The sequence below is a fragment of the Heliomarina sp. genome (genome assembly GCF_052826185.1).
Genome location: NZ_JBRBUI010000017.1, coordinates 255,311 through 272,137, shown reverse-complemented (window position 1 = coordinate 272,137; position 16,827 = coordinate 255,311). Strand labels below are relative to the sequence as shown.

16 protein-coding genes are annotated in these 16,827 nt (G+C 59.3%); 8 read left to right on the top strand and 8 right to left on the bottom strand.

Annotated elements, in window-relative coordinates; genetic code table 11:
* Positions 1-32 precede the first annotated feature (32 nt).
* Positions 33-494: an REP-associated tyrosine transposase gene (locus ACU0FH_RS06610; protein ID WP_446193898.1), complete on the top strand. Its 462-nt coding sequence runs from the start codon at positions 33-35 to the stop codon at positions 492-494.
* A gap of 15 nt (positions 495-509) precedes the next feature.
* Here ACU0FH_RS06610 and ACU0FH_RS06605 read toward each other — a convergent pair whose 3' ends face one another.
* From ACU0FH_RS06605 to ACU0FH_RS06595, 3 genes are all read right to left on the bottom strand, one after another.
* Positions 510-1,220: a phosphatase PAP2 family protein gene (locus ACU0FH_RS06605; protein ID WP_446193897.1), complete on the bottom strand. Its 711-nt coding sequence runs from the start codon at positions 1,218-1,220 to the stop codon at positions 510-512.
* Between the two features lie 96 nt (positions 1,221-1,316).
* Positions 1,317-2,972 (bottom strand): energy-dependent translational throttle protein EttA, encoded by a 1,656-nt coding sequence (gene ettA / locus ACU0FH_RS06600; RefSeq protein ID WP_446193896.1) that lies wholly within the window; start codon positions 2,970-2,972, stop codon positions 1,317-1,319.
* Between the two features lie 74 nt (positions 2,973-3,046).
* Positions 3,047-3,826 (bottom strand): hypothetical protein, encoded by a 780-nt coding sequence (locus ACU0FH_RS06595; protein ID WP_446193895.1) that lies wholly within the window; start codon positions 3,824-3,826, stop codon positions 3,047-3,049.
* A gap of 200 nt (positions 3,827-4,026) precedes the next feature.
* Here ACU0FH_RS06595 and ACU0FH_RS06590 point away from each other — a divergent pair, with 200 nt between their 5' ends.
* Positions 4,027-4,635, top strand: coding sequence for a nicotinate-nucleotide adenylyltransferase (locus ACU0FH_RS06590; RefSeq protein WP_446193894.1), 609 nt, complete (start codon positions 4,027-4,029; stop codon positions 4,633-4,635).
* A 177-nt stretch (positions 4,636-4,812) separates the two neighbouring features.
* Positions 4,813-6,315 (top strand): D-alanyl-D-alanine carboxypeptidase/D-alanyl-D-alanine endopeptidase, encoded by a 1,503-nt coding sequence (dacB, locus tag ACU0FH_RS06585; RefSeq protein WP_446193893.1) that lies wholly within the window; start codon positions 4,813-4,815, stop codon positions 6,313-6,315.
* Positions 6,316-6,317: 2 nt separating this feature from the next.
* Here dacB and ACU0FH_RS06580 read toward each other — a convergent pair whose 3' ends face one another.
* Entirely contained in the window at positions 6,318-6,686 is a 369-nt protein-coding gene (locus tag ACU0FH_RS06580) for a tellurite resistance TerB family protein (protein ID WP_088632377.1), read from the bottom strand.
* 177 nt (positions 6,687-6,863) lie between these two features.
* Here ACU0FH_RS06580 and ACU0FH_RS06575 point away from each other — a divergent pair, with 177 nt between their 5' ends.
* The 3 genes from ACU0FH_RS06575 to ACU0FH_RS06565 all read left to right on the top strand — a co-directional run bounded on the left by ACU0FH_RS06575 (position 6,864) and on the right by ACU0FH_RS06565 (position 11,353).
* Positions 6,864-8,438 (top strand): lysine--tRNA ligase, encoded by a 1,575-nt coding sequence (locus ACU0FH_RS06575; RefSeq protein WP_446193892.1) that lies wholly within the window; start codon positions 6,864-6,866, stop codon positions 8,436-8,438.
* Between the two features lie 89 nt (positions 8,439-8,527).
* Positions 8,528-8,929: a DUF4864 domain-containing protein gene (locus ACU0FH_RS06570; protein WP_446193891.1), complete on the top strand. Its 402-nt coding sequence runs from the start codon at positions 8,528-8,530 to the stop codon at positions 8,927-8,929.
* A gap of 138 nt (positions 8,930-9,067) precedes the next feature.
* Positions 9,068-11,353 (top strand): glycosyl hydrolase family 28-related protein, encoded by a 2,286-nt coding sequence (locus ACU0FH_RS06565; protein WP_446193890.1) that lies wholly within the window; start codon positions 9,068-9,070, stop codon positions 11,351-11,353.
* A gap of 46 nt (positions 11,354-11,399) precedes the next feature.
* Here ACU0FH_RS06565 and ACU0FH_RS06560 read toward each other — a convergent pair whose 3' ends face one another.
* On the bottom strand, positions 11,400-12,077 hold the full coding sequence (locus ACU0FH_RS06560) for a hypothetical protein (RefSeq protein WP_446193889.1): 678 nt from the start codon (positions 12,075-12,077) through the stop codon (positions 11,400-11,402).
* Between the two features lie 139 nt (positions 12,078-12,216).
* On the opposite strand from ACU0FH_RS06560, the gene parA reads away from it, so the two are divergent.
* Together parA and ACU0FH_RS06550 are read left to right on the top strand one after the other, a co-directional pair.
* A complete protein-coding gene (gene parA / locus ACU0FH_RS06555) occupies positions 12,217-12,849 on the top strand; it encodes a ParA family partition ATPase (protein WP_446193888.1) in 633 nt (210 codons plus the stop codon).
* 136 nt (positions 12,850-12,985) lie between these two features.
* The gene (locus tag ACU0FH_RS06550) at positions 12,986-13,393 is read left to right on the top strand and encodes a universal stress protein (protein ID WP_446193887.1); all 408 of its coding nucleotides are present in this window, start codon (positions 12,986-12,988) and stop codon (positions 13,391-13,393) included.
* Here ACU0FH_RS06550 and gltX read toward each other — a convergent pair.
* From gltX to ACU0FH_RS06535, 3 genes are all read right to left on the bottom strand, one after another.
* Positions 13,390-14,712, bottom strand: a complete 1,323-nt coding sequence (gene gltX / locus ACU0FH_RS06545) for a glutamate--tRNA ligase (protein WP_446193886.1) — start codon at positions 14,710-14,712, stop codon at positions 13,390-13,392. The genes ACU0FH_RS06550 and gltX overlap by 4 nt on opposite strands.
* Positions 14,713-14,786: 74 nt before the next feature.
* Positions 14,787-16,115 carry an NAD(P)/FAD-dependent oxidoreductase gene (locus ACU0FH_RS06540; protein ID WP_446193885.1) on the bottom strand — a complete coding sequence of 443 codons (1,329 nt, stop codon included), beginning with the start codon at positions 16,113-16,115 and terminating at the stop codon, positions 14,787-14,789.
* 98 nt (positions 16,116-16,213) lie between these two features.
* Positions 16,214-16,804: a flavodoxin family protein gene (locus ACU0FH_RS06535; RefSeq protein ID WP_446193884.1), complete on the bottom strand. Its 591-nt coding sequence runs from the start codon at positions 16,802-16,804 to the stop codon at positions 16,214-16,216.
* Between the last annotated feature and the right edge of the window lie 23 nt (positions 16,805-16,827).

The window sequence follows — 16,827 nt, the reverse complement described above, 5'->3', positions numbered from 1 at the left end:
ATCTTTAACTATCAACATGGACGATTCTAGTGATGATGCAGCTTACGCGCCCCTCCCCCGCCGGTAAAACGGCCTCCCTGACGTTCACCTTGCGGGGCGACGCTGGCTTCACGCTGACCGACAAGTATGATGCGCTGCGCGCAGCCATCCGCTTTACCGGGCAAAAAATGCCATTTTATTCAGATGCTTGCGTCGCGCTACCAAATCAATTGCTCTGCGTCTGGACCTTGCCCGCTGATGACAGCAATTTTGCGATCCGCTGGCAGACCATCAAGAACCGCTTTGCTTCGGCCGTTCTGGATATCGAAACCGAGACACGCAACATCTGGACTCCGGGCGCTAACATGCAGGAGCTCACCAGCATCGTCGATTATGCCGATGCCGTGCGTCGTTGCTGGTTTGCACCAGTTGAGCGGGATCTTGCCATCACGCCCGAGGATTGGGCGTATTCCTCCATCCACCGCGAAGATGCCGAAGCGCAGATGGCGGCCTGAAACGGGGCCGCGTTCTCAGGCGGATTTCCGGTCCGGTTCGATTTCGCCTTTGGACGCCAACCAGCTTGCCAGCATAAGCCAAGCAAGCGCCCAGCCTGCGCCAGCGGCCCACCCGGCAAGCACGTCCGAGGGCCAGTGCACCCCCAGATAGACGCGGCTGCATCCGACCGCAGCAGTGAGGCACACGGCCAGCGCCACGTAGAGCACCTTGATCTTGGGTCGGGGTTCCACCCGCGCCAACATCACCGCCAGCGTCAGATAAGTCACTGCCGCCATCATCGAATGGCCCGATGGGAAGGAAGCGGTCGCGACCTCGACCCCGTGAGGCACCAGATCGGGACGCGGGCGGCTGAACAGCATCTTTGACAGATGTGACAGCCCCTGACCGCCGGCGATCGCTACCGCGACGATACCGGCTGAACGCCGATTGCCCTTGAGCGCCAGAAACAGGATGACGGAGATCGTGAGGATGCTGAGCACGGTGATGCCGCCGAGCGCGGTCAGATCGCGCATCATCACCTCGACCGCGCGAGGGCCGATGGGATCGGACAGATCAGCCGGGTTGCGCAACGCGACCAGTATCGTGCGGTCGAACGCTTCGAGGTCGCCCTCGATCATTTCGGATGCCAGTGCGCCAAAGGCCCAGATGGCGCCAGCGATTATCACAAGGGAAGCAAGCGTAACGGCTTCGAAGCGGTGGAAAATGTCGCGCAGAAAAGAAATCAATGAAAGGAACCTCTGGATTGGGCTGCGCGGGCGGGCCGACCAGCACTCAGCCCTCCAGTTAGGGCGGGACGGCTTTTCCGCCATCCCGCATTCGCGTTATCGGGCGAATTTCTTATGTTTCAGACGCTTGGGTTCCAGCGCGTCATCACCAAGGCGACGTTTCTTGTCTTCTTCGTAATCTTCGAAGTTGCCTTCGAACCATTCCACATGTGCTTCGCCTTCGAAGGCGAGGATGTGGGTACAGATACGGTCGAGGAAGAAACGATCGTGCGAGATGACCACGGCGCACCCGGCAAAATCGACCAGCGCGTCTTCGAGCGCGCGGAGGGTTTCGACGTCGAGGTCGTTGGTCGGTTCGTCGAGGAGCAGCACGTTGCCGCCTTCTTTCAGAAGCCGCGCCATGTGCACGCGGTTGCGCTCACCGCCCGAAAGCTGGCCGACCTTTTTCTGCTGGTCGCCGCCCTTGAAGTTGAACGAAGAACAATAGGCCCGCGAGTTCACCGAGGCATCGCCCAGTTCGATCACTTCGGCCCCGCCCGAGATGGCTTCCCAGACGGTGTCGGTCGCATTCAGGTCATCGCGCGACTGATCGACGTAGGACAGGTCGACCGTATCGCCGTATTCGATGGTCCCCGCGTCCGGTTTTTCCTGCCCGGTCAGCATCTTGAAGAAGGTCGACTTACCGGCACCGTTCGGGCCGATTACACCGACGATGCCGCCGGGCGGCAGGGCAAGGCTCAGATCCTCGATCAGGAGCTTGTCGCCCATCGCTTTCTTGAGACCTTCGATCTCGATCACCTTGCTGCCAAGGCGCGGACCGTTCGGGATGACGATCTGAGCGCGCGTCAATTTTTCGCGCTCTGACTGGTCGGCGAGTTCGTTATAGGCCTGGATACGCGCCTTGGATTTCGCCTGACGAGCCTTCTGCCCCTGGCGCATCCATTCCAATTCGCGTTCCAGCGTTTTCTGCTTGGACTTGTCCTCGCGGGCTTCCTGTTCCAGCCGCTTGGCTTTCTGTTCGAGCCAAGCGGAGTAGTTGCCCTCGTAGGGAATGCCGCGTCCCCGGTCGAGTTCGAGGATCCAGCCGGTGATATCGTCAAGGAAATACCGGTCGTGGGTGACGATCAGGATCGTGCCCTTGTAGTCGATCAGGTGCTGTTGCAGCCACGCGATGGTTTCAGCGTCGAGGTGGTTGGTCGGTTCGTCGAGCAACAACATGTCGGGCGCTTCGAGCAGCAGCTTGCAGAGCGCGACACGGCGACGTTCACCGCCCGAGAGCGATTTCACATCCGCGTCGTCCGGCGGGCAGCGCAGCGCTTCGAGAGAAACGTCGATCTGGGCGTCGAGATCCCAAAGGTTCTCGGCGTCGATCTTGTCCTGCAGTTCGGCCATTTCCTCGGCGGTCTCGTCCGAGTAGTTCATCGCCAGTTCGTTGTAACGCTCTAGGATGTCTTTCTTTTCCTTGACGCCCATCATGACGTTTTCGCGCACGTTCAGGCTCTCGTCGAGCTGAGGTTCCTGCGGCAGGTAGCCGACCTTGGCTCCCTTGGCGGCCCAGGCTTCGCCGGTGAAATCCTTGTCGATCCCGGCCATGATCTTCATCAGGGTGGACTTACCGGCGCCGTTGACGCCGACAACACCGATCTTGACGCCCGGAAGGAAACTCAGATGGATGTTTTCGAAACACTTTTTCCCACCCGGATAGGTCTTTGATACGCCTTCCATGTGGTAGACATATTGATAGGCTGCCATGACTGGATTCCGTTCGTTTGAATGAGGTTTCGCGCGCTTCTAGTGGATATCGAGCGCCCCTGCAACGCGGCTTGCTATGGGGTCTTCCACTTGGCGCGGGTGCTTTCGGTGATCGGCCAGACCGCTTTGCTGTTGTCAAAGTGGTGGCACCGCGCCCCTTCGGAATTGCGCCCCGCGCTGTGGTTGAGACAAGTTGCCAGCGCCGCGACGATATCGGGGTCGGCATTCGCAGCCAGATCGACTTCGTTCCCGTCGATATGCCGGCTGAGCGACGAGAAATCAGCGCTTTTGTTTAGCAGGGCAACGAACTTTTCCTTGTTCTTTTCCTGTTTCAGGATGTCGAGCTGTTCGCGCAGTTTTTCGTTCTTGGCGAGATAGGCGTTGTCCTTGCCGCGCCGCAGATGGCTTTGCCAGTTGGTGTACAGGGCTTGAACCTGCTGCGGCTTGCTGCGCTGGCCCGACAGAATGGTGATAGGTTCGCCGAAATGCGCCGAGACCTCTGTCAGGATGTTCAATATCTTGCGGTCAATGCCAGAGGTTTTGCCCGCCACCTGCCCGGTAAAGACGGTTTCGGGTACCGGTTCAGGCGTCGGCGCGGGTTCCGAGGAGATCGAGAATTTCTTCCGCGCCTGTTTGCCGACCATCTTGGATATCTTGGCGCTTGCGACCTCGGCCGGTTCGTTCTTTTTCTGGCTGGCGTCGAAATAGCGCGCAAAGAGTTCTTTTACGAAAGGCGCGATTTCGGAGGTTTCCGCATCGGACGCCGCAGCCTCTTCCTCCAGCCTGACGATCAGGTCATCGCAGGCGGAATCTCGTATCGCGAGGTCGGCGGAATTGTCGGCGGCAGTGTCCATTACGGGCTCCGATCTGGGCGGTCTCGCGCCACACTCATGGCGTGCCGGAAGTTTACCGGGATCATGGCGAGGCGTCAAAACCCCAAATTCAACCGTCGGAAGCGTATCGGAATTTCGAAGGGCGTTAGCAATACCGCTTTCAACCCATTGACAATCCTACGCGCCACGCCAGAACAGGGGACGTTCATCCGGGGAACGCCGTGTCCACATCGAAACCTTTCGCGAGACCGGGCCAGACCATCGGCCTGTTCGGGGGATCTTTTGATCCGCCGCACGAAGGCCATGTGCATATTACGCGGCAAGCTCTGACGCGCTTTGGGCTGGATCGGGTCTGGTGGCTTGTCTCGCCGGGCAACCCTCTCAAGCCGCGCGGTCCTGCACCGCTGGATCGAAGAATGGCCGCGTGTCGAGCGATCATGAAACACCCGCGCGTCGATATCACCGATATCGAAGCAAAACTGGGCACCCGCGCAACCGCCGAGACCGTGACCGCCCTGCGCAGCCAGTATCGGGGCGTGCGCTTTGTCTGGCTGATGGGGGCGGATAATCTGGCGCAATTCCACCTTTGGCAGGATTGGCGGCAGATCATGGATACGGTGCCAGTGGGTGTGCTCGCCCGCCCCGGTGACCGGATTTCGGCCCGGATGTCGCCCGCCGCGCGCATCTATGCGCAGTATCGGATCAGCCCGGCAGCAAGCCATTTGCTTGCCCATTCGCTGCCGCCAGCCTGGTGTTTCGTGAACGTGCCGATGATGGCGCTGAGTTCCAGCGCGATCCGTGCAAGAGGCGACTGGTCGTCGGCATCTTAGCCTTTAGTGATTTGGAATTTAAGCTTTTCGCGTCAATAGTTTAAAGCTTTGAGGCAAGCTGGATGTCAGGACGTTTACCCACAGCGCTCGGCGGTGGCGATGACCGCGGGTCACAGCCGTTAAAAAAGCAAACATATCCTGCTTGTCCCGGAACAAATGGTGAGGTTAAGTATCGGCATGCTGAGGAATATTTCGCGTCGATCCCTTCTTGCCGGTCTTGGCGCCGTGGCGGCGACCGGACAGGCTTTTGCCGGTGCGCCGGCGCGCTCACTTCGCCCGCATTTGCGCGGTCAGAAAGATCGGCTGCCCTATTTCGAACGTCCAGAGGACTTGCTGGAAACCGCAGGCATCAGCGGCGATCTGGCGTGGTCCGTTGCGGATGTGAAAAGCGGACTGATCCTTGAATCGGTACAGGGCAGCACCGGGCTGCCGCCTGCCAGTGTCGCCAAGGCGCTGACGACGCTTTACGCGCTGGAAACGCTTGGGCCCGAGTATCGGTTCAAGACACAAATTCTCGCCCGGGGCAGGCTTGAGAACGGCGTTCTGACCGGTGATCTGGTCCTGCGCGGCGGCGGCGATCCGACATTGACGACCGATGCGCTGGCACGTCTTGCGGCCGATCTGAAAAAGCTGGGACTGCGCGAGGTTCGGGGCGAGTTCGTCGTCGATGACACCGCCCTGCCCTATACACGCAGCATAGACGAAGGACAGCCCGATCAGGTGGGGTACAGTCCTGCCGTGTCGGGGATCGCACTGAATTTCAACCGGGTGCATTTTGAATGGAAAGCGGTGTCGGGTGGATACAACGTCACGATGGATGCCCGCACCGAGCGATATCGCCCGGATGTCCAGATGGCGGTGATGAAAGTGGTCGACCGGTCCCTGCCTGTCTACACCTATGCCGACAGTGACGGCAAAGACAGCTGGACGGTCGCGCGCGGGGCGCTTGGCAAAGGTGGTGCGCGCTGGCTGCCGGTTCGTCGACCGGGTGCCTATGCCGGGGATGTGTTCCGCACACTCGCCCGCGCCAATGGCATTGTCCTGCCACCTGCGCGGATCGCGGGAATCGGCATGGAAGGCACGGAGGTTCTGGCCGAGAACAGCAGCGCCCCCCTGCCGCTGCTGCTGCGCAACATGCTCAAGTATTCCAACAACCTGACCGCCGAAATGATCGGGATGACGGCGAGTGCGCAGTTGCTGGGCAAACCGCCAGCCTCAATGAAAGCTTCTGCCGATAAGATGAGCCGATGGGCCTCTGAGCGTTTCGGCATGAAGAACACAATGCTCGAGGATCATTCGGGTCTGGGCGACGATTCACGCATGACGCCCGAGGATCTTGTCGCCGCCTTGGTCGAGGCGCGGCGCACGGGAATTCTGCTACCGCTGCTGAAGTCGATACCGGTGCTCGATTCCAAGGGCCGGCAGGTCAAATCCTCCCCGATCAAGGTGCAGGCCAAGACCGGCACACTGAACTTCGTCTCGGGACTGGGCGGGTTCATTACCGCGGCTGACGGCACCGAGCTGGCATTCGCAATCTTTGCCGCAGACAGCAAGATACGTGCGAGTCTGTCGCGGGAAGAGCGTGAAAGGCCCAGAGGCGCGCGCCATTGGAACGGTCGCGCGCGCATGTTCCAGCAAAAGCTGATCGCCCGCTGGGGCGCTCTCTACGGAAGCAGCTGACTTTAGGTCAGGTGACGGGCACGCGCACCGCGTTCGATGGCCGCCGCGTGCAGCCGGTCGATATTGAGTTCATAACGCATTTCCTCAAGCAGGCGCAGTTCCGGTTCGGCAAGGGTGCCGTCTGCCGCCGCCACATCGCAAGCCAGCGCGTAACCGGTTTCGAACAGGCGTTCCGGCAGGTTGTCGCGGATCAGGCCAAACAGGGCATCAAGCCCGTCTTCCTGCTCGAAGAGGTCAAAGACGATCTGGGTGATCGAATTGATCCGGTCATCGTCATAGCCCGAAAAGACCGGCAAGAGGTTCACCGCAGATTGGATCTTGACCAGTTCTGCCGTTCTAATGTTCCCGTCCGACGCTGAGACTGCGATCATCAGGGCGAGCAGACAGTCCTGCGAACTGAGCGGGTGGTTTTCAGAATTGTCCACGGTGATGCATTCCTTGATACGCGGTTTTCGCTGTGATGCAGAATATTGACGCCATTGGTCCAGCACAATAGGTAGCGGCGTCAGGTCGCGCGGGGTGTGCGACCGCAGAACCCGGAGAGCACCATGTCTGAGACACGCGACGCGGCACTTGCCTCGAAAGCCTGGCCTTTTGAAGAGGCACGCCGGGTGCTCAAACGGTATGAAAAAGCGCCGCCCGAAAAGGGCTATGTGCTGTTTGAAACAGGCTATGGCCCAAGCGGTCTGCCCCATATCGGCACCTTTGGCGAAGTCGCGCGGACGACCATGATCAAGCGCGCCTTTGAAGAGATTTCCGACATCCCGACCAAGCTGATCTGTTTTTCCGACGACCTCGACGGGATGCGCAAGGTGCCGGGCAACGTGCCCAATCAGGAAAAGCTGAAGGAACACCTGCAGGAACCGCTGACCACGGTCCCCGACCCGTTCGGCGAATACGAAAGCTTTGGCCATCATAACAACGCGATGCTGCGGCGGTTCCTCGATACTTTCGGGTTCGAATACGAATTCATTTCAGCCACCGAATTCTATCGCTCCGGTCAGTTCGACGAGGTGCTGCTGCTTGCGACAGAGCGCTATGATGACCTGATGAAAATCATGCTGAAGTCGCTGCGCGAAGAGCGTCAGCAGACCTATTCGATCTTCTTGCCGATCCATCCGGAAACCGGCCGGGTGCTTTACGTGCCGATGAAAGAGGTGAACGCCAAGAACGGCACGATCACCTTTGACGACGAGGAAGGGCGCGAATGGACCCTGCCCGTCACTGGCGGCAATGTGAAACTGCAGTGGAAGCCGGATTTCGGTGCCCGATGGGCCGCGCTTGGCGTCGATTTCGAGATGTATGGCAAGGATCACTCGACCAATACGCCGATCTATGATGGCATCTGCCGGACGCTGGGCGCTAAGGCGCCTGAGCATTTCACCTACGAGCTGTTCCTTGACGAAAACGGCCAGAAGATTTCGAAGTCTTCGGGCAACGGCGTCAGCATCGACGAGTGGCTGACCTACGCGAGCACGGAATCCCTGTCCTATTTCATGTACCAAAAGCCCAAGACGGCCAAGCGCATGTATTTCGACGTGATCCCGAAAGCGGTGGACGAATATCACCAGCAGCTGCGGGCCTACCCGACGCAGGATCTCAAGGCGCAGTTGAACAACCCGGTCTGGCACATCCATGGCGGCAATGTCCCGGAATCGACGCTGGTTGTACCCTTTGCCATGCTGCTTAACCTCGCTTCGGTTTCCGGTGCGCAGGACAAGGCGCAGCTCTGGGGCTTTATCAACCGCTATGCGCCCGAGGCGTCCGCCGAAAGCCATCCGGATCTGGATAATGCCGCTGGATTTGCCATTCGCTATTTCAATGACTTCGTAAAACCCACGCGCAAGTACCGCGCGCCGACAGATCAGGAACGCGAGGCGCTTGAAGCGCTTCGGTCCGAACTCGCCGCTTATCAAGGTCCGCAGGATGACGAGGCGCTGCAGTCGATTGTCTATTCCGTCGGTCGCGAGAGGTTCGATCCGATGCGCGGCTGGTTTACGGCGCTTTACGAAGTCCTGCTGGGTGCGAGCCAGGGACCGCGCTTTGGCGGTTTCATCGCGCTGTACGGTGTCGATGAAACCATCGCGCTGATCGACAAGGCTCTCACTGGCGAATTGGCCTGATCTGACACAGGTACCGGCGGCATCGCGGACCGGATTCTGATCCATGTCCTGCCGCCGGGCGTATCCTTCTTACCGACAAGGAGGACGATATGCGCTATTTCCTGATACTGATCGGGTTTGTCATCGGGCTTGCCAGTCCACTGGCCGCCCAGAACAACGACATCGAGGCCACCATTGGTGCCCAGTTCGATGCTTTCAAGGCCGATGATTTCAACCGGGCCTTTTCCTTTGCAAGCCCTGGCATCCAAGACATCTTTCGCACGCCCGAGAACTTTGGCCGCATGGTCACCAACGGTTATCCGATGGTGCATCGACCGGCCGATATCCGATATCTCGATCTGCACGAAGAAAACGGCGCCCTATGGCAGCGGGTTCAGGTGACAGATGGCGAAGGTCGCCTGCACATGCTCGACTACCAGATGATCCAGCAGGAAAACGGCTGGAAGATCAACGCTGTAGAGCTTGTGAAACTGCCGCAGGCAAATGCCTGAGACCACGGTACCGTAACGGTGCTGTGAACCGCCTTTAATTCTTTTTCCCTAGGTCCGGACCCGCAATCGGAACCGGCCTGCATGCCACATGGCAATGACCATGATCCCGGGGCCGACTCTTTCGGGAAGGGGAACTCGATGAACAAGGCGATTACCGACGGTGTTCTGCTGACGCCGCCAGCTTTCGAGAACGGGCTGGATGTCTGGTCCAGCGGCAACGGCACACCGGGCTCGGATACCTATGACAACGACGCGAACGCGGCATTTGTCCCGTCGGACCCGGATTTCGCCGGTTGTCTCGAACTGGTCAAAACCAATTCAACGCAGAAGCTACGCTATATGGGGGAAACCCCGCTGTTGCCGGGCTGCTATCTGGAAATCCGGGCGCGGGTGAAAGCGATCAGCGGCAATCTTCCCAATGTGCGGATCGCCGCATGGGCGGGTGGCGCGGGCGGCAATCATGTCACCGGCCTGACGGAAAGAGGAAGCTCGGCAAACCTGACCACCTATGGCAGCGTGGTCGAAGTCCGCGCCATCGTGGGTGCCGGGGTCCGGGGCGGCGTCGACATGCCGTGGGGAACCGAGGCGCTCTATGGTCACTTCGGCATCGATCTGACCGGACCGAGTGGCGGTGTGGTGCGGATCGACGACATCCAGATCGAGGATGTGACCTCTTATTTCATTCGCGACATGCTGAGCCTTGTGGATGTGCGCGACTTCGGCGCGGTGGGTGACGGGATCACCGACGACGCGCCTGCCTTTGCCGCCGCCAACGACGCCGCTGCCGGGCGCAGGGTGCTGGTGCCGTCCGGTACGTACCTCCTTGAGGACGACGTGACCTTTGATGTTCCGGTTCATTTCGAAGGCACTGTGACAATGCCAAACGGTCGACAGTTGCTGCTGACGAAGAACTACGATCTGCCAAGCTATATCGCGGCCTTCGGGGATGAAGACTTGGCCTTTCGCAAGGCGTTTCAAGCGCTTTTGAACAACGCCGACCATGACTCGCTCGACCTTGGCGGGCGGAAGGTCAACATCGATGGCCCTATCGACATGCAGGGCGCTGTCCCGAACAAGTCGAGCTATGCCACCCGCCGCGTCATTCGCAATGGCCAGCTTAATGCTACCGGTTCTTCGGCATGGGATACCGACACGGTCACGTCGCAGGCTCATTACGATTCAAACAACCCGACAAAACTGACCAATGTCACCAACATCGCCAATATTCCCGTGGGCGCGCTGGTCGAGGGCAACGGGGTCGGGCGCGAAATCTATGTCAAGGACAAGAACATCGGCGCCGAAGAGGTTACCTTAAGCGCGCAACTCTTTGCGGCCGAAGGAATCCAAACCTATAGTTTTCATGATTTCAAATACATACTCGATTTCTCCCGGTTCGAGAAACTGAGCAAGTTCGAGATTTCGGAACTCGAACTTCAATGTAACGGGCTTGCCAGCGGTATCCGGCTTGCGCCCAGCGGTACTGCTTTCTTGATCCATAACAGCTTTGTCACCCGTCCCAAGGATCGGGGGATCACATCAATTGGCGACGGGTGTCAGGGAATGCTGATCGACAACTGCCAGTTCCTGTCGGATGAGGATTCCAAGGATGTCGAAGATCGGGTTTCCATCGCACTTAACGGCAATTCCAACGACATCAAGCTGCGGAATAACAGGGCCACGCGTTTCCGCCATTTCGCCGTATTCGGCGGTTCGAACCATATCATCTCGGGCAATCACTTCTTTCAGGGCGACACCGTGGCGAACGGCGTCCGCAGCGCCGGCATCGTGCTTACCAGCGGCTACAACAGCAGCACGATTACCGCGAATTACATCGATAACTGTTCGATAGAATGGACCAACGAGCATGATGCCAAGCCGGATTTCGTCAGCGGTTTTTCCTTCAGCGCGCTGAGCATCACGGATAACATCTGCCTTTGCAGCGATACGGCGAGCTGGTTCAGCTATATCGTCGTGAAACCCTGCGGCAGCGGGCATTTCCTGAACGGCGTGACGATCACCGGAAACAAGTTTCGTTCGATCAACGGCACCATAGAGCGGGCCGAACGGGTCGACGACAGCTTTTCGCCGCTCGACCTCAGCCGAAACAAGAACGTCACATTCACCGGTAATACCTATCATCAAGTCTCGAAACAGGTATCCAACCCGATGCCGATACTGCACAGCGAGAATTCCACCAGTCAAAGCTGGCGAGTCGATCTGGGGGGAGAACTAGTGTTTTCTGGCGAGGCGCGACAGGTCGATTCCATCGTCGCGGTCGGACCGATTAAGAACGGCAGCAATCAGACTGTTTATGGCATGCCTTATGTGAAAACCCGGCAGGGTGGCAACAATGACCGGATCGACCTGTTCTGGGCAGAGGAGGTGAAGGGCGACGTGCTTTTGTCTGTGCGCATCGACGAGTGATTTTGCAGATCGCGGGGATCGTTTATTGGCGTCTGTGACCTGACTGTCAGAACCTGCGCCATAAGCCCACGGTCAGCGCGTAACTCGGCTCGCGCAGTTGTTTTCGCTCAACCCCCACGAGCCATGTCGTGCCGTTCTTGCTGTCGATCAGCATGTTTGCCGATACCGACCAGATCAGCGGCTGGCCAGTGATTTTTGTCGTGTTCAGTTTCACCATGGGCCTGATGACTGGAGCGTGCCCTCCTCTGCCTGTCGATTGCCCGACCGTTGCATCCAGTTTCCAGACCATGGACGAAATCCCCAGCCGCTTTTCGACAGTGTTTTCAACGCTGAGCCAGCCATTTGCCTCGCCCCAGGCAAGGTTGCGCCCATAGGACACGGTCAGCTTGGCCAAGCCGTTAACCATATCAGGCGCCCACCATGCGCCGATGCCAGTTTCCACCGACCACTTGTTCTCGGCCCCCTGATCTCCCAGCGGAAAGCGCAAGAATATAGTCGCGTTGCCAGCCTGCCGCCCCGATGAAAAAATACTGAAGCCAAGGGAAAGGTTCGGGGTCAGACCGTAGTCACCGTAGCTGTCGGTCTCAAGCGCGGTGCCAAGCGCGTCGCGTCGCAGATTGGTCTGCACCGACACGAATCCGGTCCCTTTCTCTCTTAGCCACGCGCCAGCGGTCGCCGGGGTCGGCGCAAGCATGATGCCAATCAAGACCAGTTCGACACGCACATTGGCACTCCTTTTGCGCCACCCAAACTGGTTAATCATGGTTAAGGCGACGTTACCGCCGCTCTGCTCCGTTCATAATTCTCCGTTGTAATGGGATACGCGCCTGCTATGCTGCATTGCAGCGAGACAGGGGACCTGAATGGGACACGTCATCAGCATAGCGCAGCAAAAGGGTGGCGCCGGTAAAACGACGTTGGCCGTCAACCTAGCAATCGGTTTTGCAAAAGCGGGGAAATCAGTTGCCCTTATGGACACCGATCCGCAGGGCAGCGCGGGTCGATGGTTCATGACCAGAGTCGAGGCACTGGAAGATCCGGGCATCGATTTTTCAACCGCTTCGGCTTGGGGTGTTCCCTATGAATGCCGCAAGCTGTCAGACAACCACGACATCGTCATCATCGACACGCCGCCCAAAGCCGACAGCGATCTGCGTCCGGCCTTGCGCGCGGCGGATCTCGTCCTCATTCCCGTGGCGACCTCTCATCTCGACCTGTGGGCGGTCGAGGTCGTGCTCTACCTTGCAGACCGGGAAAGCAAACCGACGATGATGGTGATGACTCGCGCCCGCGCCGGAACGCGGTTGGCGCAGGATGTGGCCGAAAAAGTTGCTGAAATGGACGCGGCCGTTGCCAAGACGACGATGGCCAACCGGATCGTCTATGCGGAAACGCTTGGTCAGGGCAAAGCCGCCATCGAGGCGCGGACGGGCCCCGCGCACAAGGAAGTTGCCGACCTAGTTGAAGAAATCCAGTCGGCGCTTGACGCGCTATAGTGTTAAACCTCTTGCCGAGCCGGTAATTTGCGTCATTTAATCCGGATGGCGTCAGGAAACGGCGTGACCTGAATCAAGGCGGGCCTGACGCACCCACGTCAAGATCGCCGTGAAGATCAGGAAAGGTAGGTCGCCCATGTATCACAATATTCTTGTTCCGATCGCTTTCGACACCGACCATGACACGACCGCGCCATTGAAACTGGCCCGGATGCTTGCGACACCCGACGCTCGGATAACGCTGTTGCATGTGATCGAACATGTTCCAGCCTATGCGATTTCCTATATGCCCCCCGATTACGCCAACGAAACGCGCAAGGCGATCGAGGCGCAACTGAACGAGATGGCCGCCGCCTTGCCGAACGCGGTTGGCGAAGTGATCGAGGGTCACTCGGGGCGCAGCATTCTTGACTGGACCAGCGAGCACAACCCTGATCTGATCATCATCGCATCGCATCGTCCCGGTATGCAGGAAGTCATCATGGGATCGACGGCTACGCAGGTCGTGCGCCACGCCTCCTGCGCGGTGCACGTCGTTCGTTAGCGGCCCCGAACCACCTGCAAAAGCGGCATGAGCGCTGCCATTTCAGGCCCGCGTTCCTGCCCTGTCAGCGCCTTGCGCAGCGGCATGAATAGCCCCTTGCCCTTGCGCCCGGTGGCATCCTTGACCGTCCCGGTCCAAGTGCTCCAGCTGGATTCATCGAATGGCATCGCGGGCAGCATCGACATGGCCTGCGCCACGAATTCCTCGTCCTCCGGCGCGATTAGCGGTTCCGCCCCGTCTCGGCACAGCGCCCACCAGCCGCCAAGGTCTTCCAGCGTGGTGATATTGTCCCGCGCCATCAACCAGAAGGGTTCGGCCAGGTCTGCTGGCACGCCGAGCGCATCAACGCGATCTCGCACCGCCTCGAGCGGCAGCGACTGCAGGTAATGTGCCGTCAGCGGATAGAGATCCGCCTCGTCGAACTTGGTCGGCGCCGCGCCAAAGCGCGAAATGTCGAAACCATCGATCAACTGCGCCATCTGAGTCTGCAATTCGACCGGATCGGCAGAGCCGAGACGCGCCATCAGGCTTAGCAGTGCCATCGGCTCGACGCCCTTGGCCCGGAGATCACGAAGTGACAAGGTTCCGAGCCGCTTGGACAGGGATTCCCCCTGAGGCCCGGTCAGCAGTGAGTGATGCGCGAATTCCGGGACGTTGCCCCCCAGCGCATTGATGATCTGGATCTGTGTGGCGGTGTTGGTTACGTGGTCCGAGCCGCGCACAACGTTGGTCACACCCATTTCCGTGTCATCGACAACGGACGCAAGCGTGTAAAGCACCTGACCGTCACCCCGGATCAGAACCGGGTCGGATACGCTGGCCGCATCGATGGAAATGTCGCCCAAGATGCCGTCCTTCCACTCGATCCGTTCCTGATCGAGTTTGAAACGCCAGACCCCGTCGCCACGTTCGGCGCGCAGGGCATCCTTTTCTGCATCGCTCAGGCTCAGCGCGGCACGGTCGTAGACCGGCGGCTTGCCCATGTTCAGCTGCTTCTTGCGCTTCAGGTCCAGTTCGGTCGGCGTCTCGAACGCCTCGTAGAACCGCCCCATATCGCGCAACTTGTCGGCGGCCTCGGCATAGCGGTCAAGCCGCAGTGACTGGCGCTCTATCCGGTCCCAGTGGAGGCCCAGCCAGGTCAGGTCTTCCTTGATCGCCTCGACATATTCCTCCTTGGAGCGCACCGGGTCGGTATCGTCGATCCGCAGAATGAATTCGCCACCCGACTGTCGCGCGATGAGAAAGTTCATCAGCGCCGTGCGCAGGTTGCCAATATGGATATAGCCCGTGGGCGACGGGGCAAAACGGGTGGTGGTCATAAGCGTCTCCAGTCAGGGCGCTGACTTGTCACACAAGATACGCTTTGTCCAGTTGGAGAAGCCCCGAGACGGGCTCAATAGCCGCTGTCGAGGGTGATTTTGCTGCCATCGCTGAACCGGCTGAGACGGAAGTCGCCTGGATCGACAACCGGTGTCCGACCGGTGACCAGATCGGCCATCAACCGCCCTGCCCCCGGACCGATACCAAAGCCATGGCCGGAAAAGCCGGTCGCGATGTGAAAACCCGGGATGGCGTCCACTTGCGAAATCACCGGAACGGCGTCCGGCGTCACGTCGATCATGCCTGCCCAGCTTTGCACGATATCGGCCTTTTCGAATACCGGGAAAAGACGCTGCGCATCCGCCCATGCCTTGCGTAAAAGGCGCTGGGACGGGGCCGGATCAAGCACGCGACATTCTTCGAAAGCGGTCTGCTGATCCGGCCGCCAACGCCGCAACTGCGCCGACTCTGTCCGCCAGCGATCCGACAGGCGAAAGCGCAGAGACCGCCACTCGGCGCGGAACGCGGGCAGGAACGCCCAGGCCAGGCGAAAACTGTCTGGCACAAGATCGACAACGTTCTGCGTGCCGGTGGCAATCGTATACCCGCCGTCGACCCGTTTGCGCATCGACACGCTGTCTGTCCAGAGCGATGTCGTCGGCCCGTCCACCACCGTCGTACGAAGCACGGTGTTCAGCACCTTGAGCTGCGGCAGACCGATCCCGGCATTGCCAGCAAAGAGCCGCGACCAGGCGCCCCCGGCCAGAACCACCGCGCCGCATTTGACCCTGCCCTTTTCGGTGATCACACCCGCAACTTTTCCAGCCTCAAGGTCGAGGCTGCGCACGGCGCAACTCGTGATGACCGTCGCACCCGCCGCGCGCGCGCCTTCGGCGATCGCAGGAGCCGCCCATTGCGGCTCGGCCCGCCCGTCCGTGGGCGTGTACAGCGCGCCTTTCAGCTTCATGCGATGGCCGGGCAGCATGTCATCCAGCTCCCGACCGGATACCAACCGGTGCTCGAAGTCGTAACTGTCGAGGTGTTTCGCCCAGTTTTCGTTTTCCGCCATGCTCTTGGCGGTAGACGAGGTGAACAAGATACCGGATTTTGTATAGCCGGTCTTGTCCTTCAGCCGGGTCTCGAAGCTCTCCCACTGACGAATCGCCTCGAGCATGAGTGGAATTTCGCGCCGGTCACGCTGGGCCATGCGGACCCAGCCCCAGTTACGGCTGGATTGTTCTCCACCAATCTGACCCTTTTCGCACAAGAGAACGGAAACCCCGCTCTCGGCAAGTTCAAGGGCAGTTGATGCGCCAATGATGCCGCCGCCAATAACGACGACATCGACCCTTTCGGGCAGGCGATGATCACTTTCAAACGGGGGCAGCGTAGGACCGGGCATGCGCGTATCTAGACAACGCATTAATACCCGGTCCAGTGAGGAAAGCCCTTAAATGAAACGTCGCGGGAAACCACGACATTTCGCACACACTTGACCGATCAGGCGGCCAGTTTGGCGGCCATCTTCACAAGGCGCTTGGCTTGATGCTGAATGGCTTTTTTCTCGGCATCTTTGATGTCGCCACCGGTCGGCGCAATGCCGTAGGGCATACCGGTTTCGAACATGATTTCACCAGTGTAACCCGGCGCAACAAGGACCGAACCCCAGTGCATCGCCATAACGTACATCGCCTGCAACGTGGTCTCACGCCCGCCGTGCATCGTGCTGGTCGAGGTCATCGCGCTGAAAGCTTTGTTTGCGAGATCACCGTTTTGCCAAAGCGGCCCAAGGGTGTCGATAAACGCCGCCGCCTGGCTTGGCATATTGCCATAACGCGTGGGCACGGAGATCAGATAGGCGTTCGCCCATTTCATGTCATCATGAGACACTTCGGGAATGCCCTGCATCTTTTCAAGCTGCTCTTTCCACGCATCCTGACCGTTAACCACCTCGTCAGGCGCGGTTTCAGCGAAGCGACGCAGCCGGGTTTCGGCGCCAGCTTCTTTTGCGGCTTCCTCTGCGATCTGCGCCATCTGATGGTTAGTGCCGTAGGTCGTATAGAATGGGATGACAAGTTTCACGGTGCTCATAGGATGCTCCTTTTCAAAGACAC

Excerpts from the sequence above, each read along its gene's own strand:
- ACU0FH_RS06595 (WP_446193895.1), bottom strand. The coding sequence starts at position 3,826 with ATGGACACTGCCGCCGACAATTCCGCCGACCTCGCGATACGAGATTCC.
- ACU0FH_RS06550 (WP_446193887.1), top strand. The coding sequence starts at position 12,986 with ATGTATCACAATATTCTTGTTCCGATCGCTTTCGACACCGACCATGAC.
- parA (WP_446193888.1), top strand. The coding sequence starts at position 12,217 with ATGGGACACGTCATCAGCATAGCGCAGCAAAAGGGTGGCGCCGGTAAA.
- ACU0FH_RS06610 (WP_446193898.1), top strand. The coding sequence starts at position 33 with ATGATGCAGCTTACGCGCCCCTCCCCCGCCGGTAAAACGGCCTCCCTG.
- ACU0FH_RS06580 (WP_088632377.1), bottom strand. The coding sequence starts at position 6,686 with ATGATCGCAGTCTCAGCGTCGGACGGGAACATTAGAACGGCAGAACTG.
- dacB (WP_446193893.1), top strand. The coding sequence starts at position 4,813 with ATGCTGAGGAATATTTCGCGTCGATCCCTTCTTGCCGGTCTTGGCGCC.
- ACU0FH_RS06570 (WP_446193891.1), top strand. The coding sequence starts at position 8,528 with ATGCGCTATTTCCTGATACTGATCGGGTTTGTCATCGGGCTTGCCAGT.
- gltX (WP_446193886.1), bottom strand. The coding sequence starts at position 14,712 with ATGACCACCACCCGTTTTGCCCCGTCGCCCACGGGCTATATCCATATT.
- ACU0FH_RS06575 (WP_446193892.1), top strand. The coding sequence starts at position 6,864 with ATGTCTGAGACACGCGACGCGGCACTTGCCTCGAAAGCCTGGCCTTTT.
- ACU0FH_RS06565 (WP_446193890.1), top strand. The coding sequence starts at position 9,068 with ATGAACAAGGCGATTACCGACGGTGTTCTGCTGACGCCGCCAGCTTTC.
- ettA (WP_446193896.1), bottom strand. The coding sequence starts at position 2,972 with ATGGCAGCCTATCAATATGTCTACCACATGGAAGGCGTATCAAAGACC.
- ACU0FH_RS06535 (WP_446193884.1), bottom strand. The coding sequence starts at position 16,804 with ATGAGCACCGTGAAACTTGTCATCCCATTCTATACGACCTACGGCACT.
- ACU0FH_RS06540 (WP_446193885.1), bottom strand. The coding sequence starts at position 16,115 with ATGCCCGGTCCTACGCTGCCCCCGTTTGAAAGTGATCATCGCCTGCCC.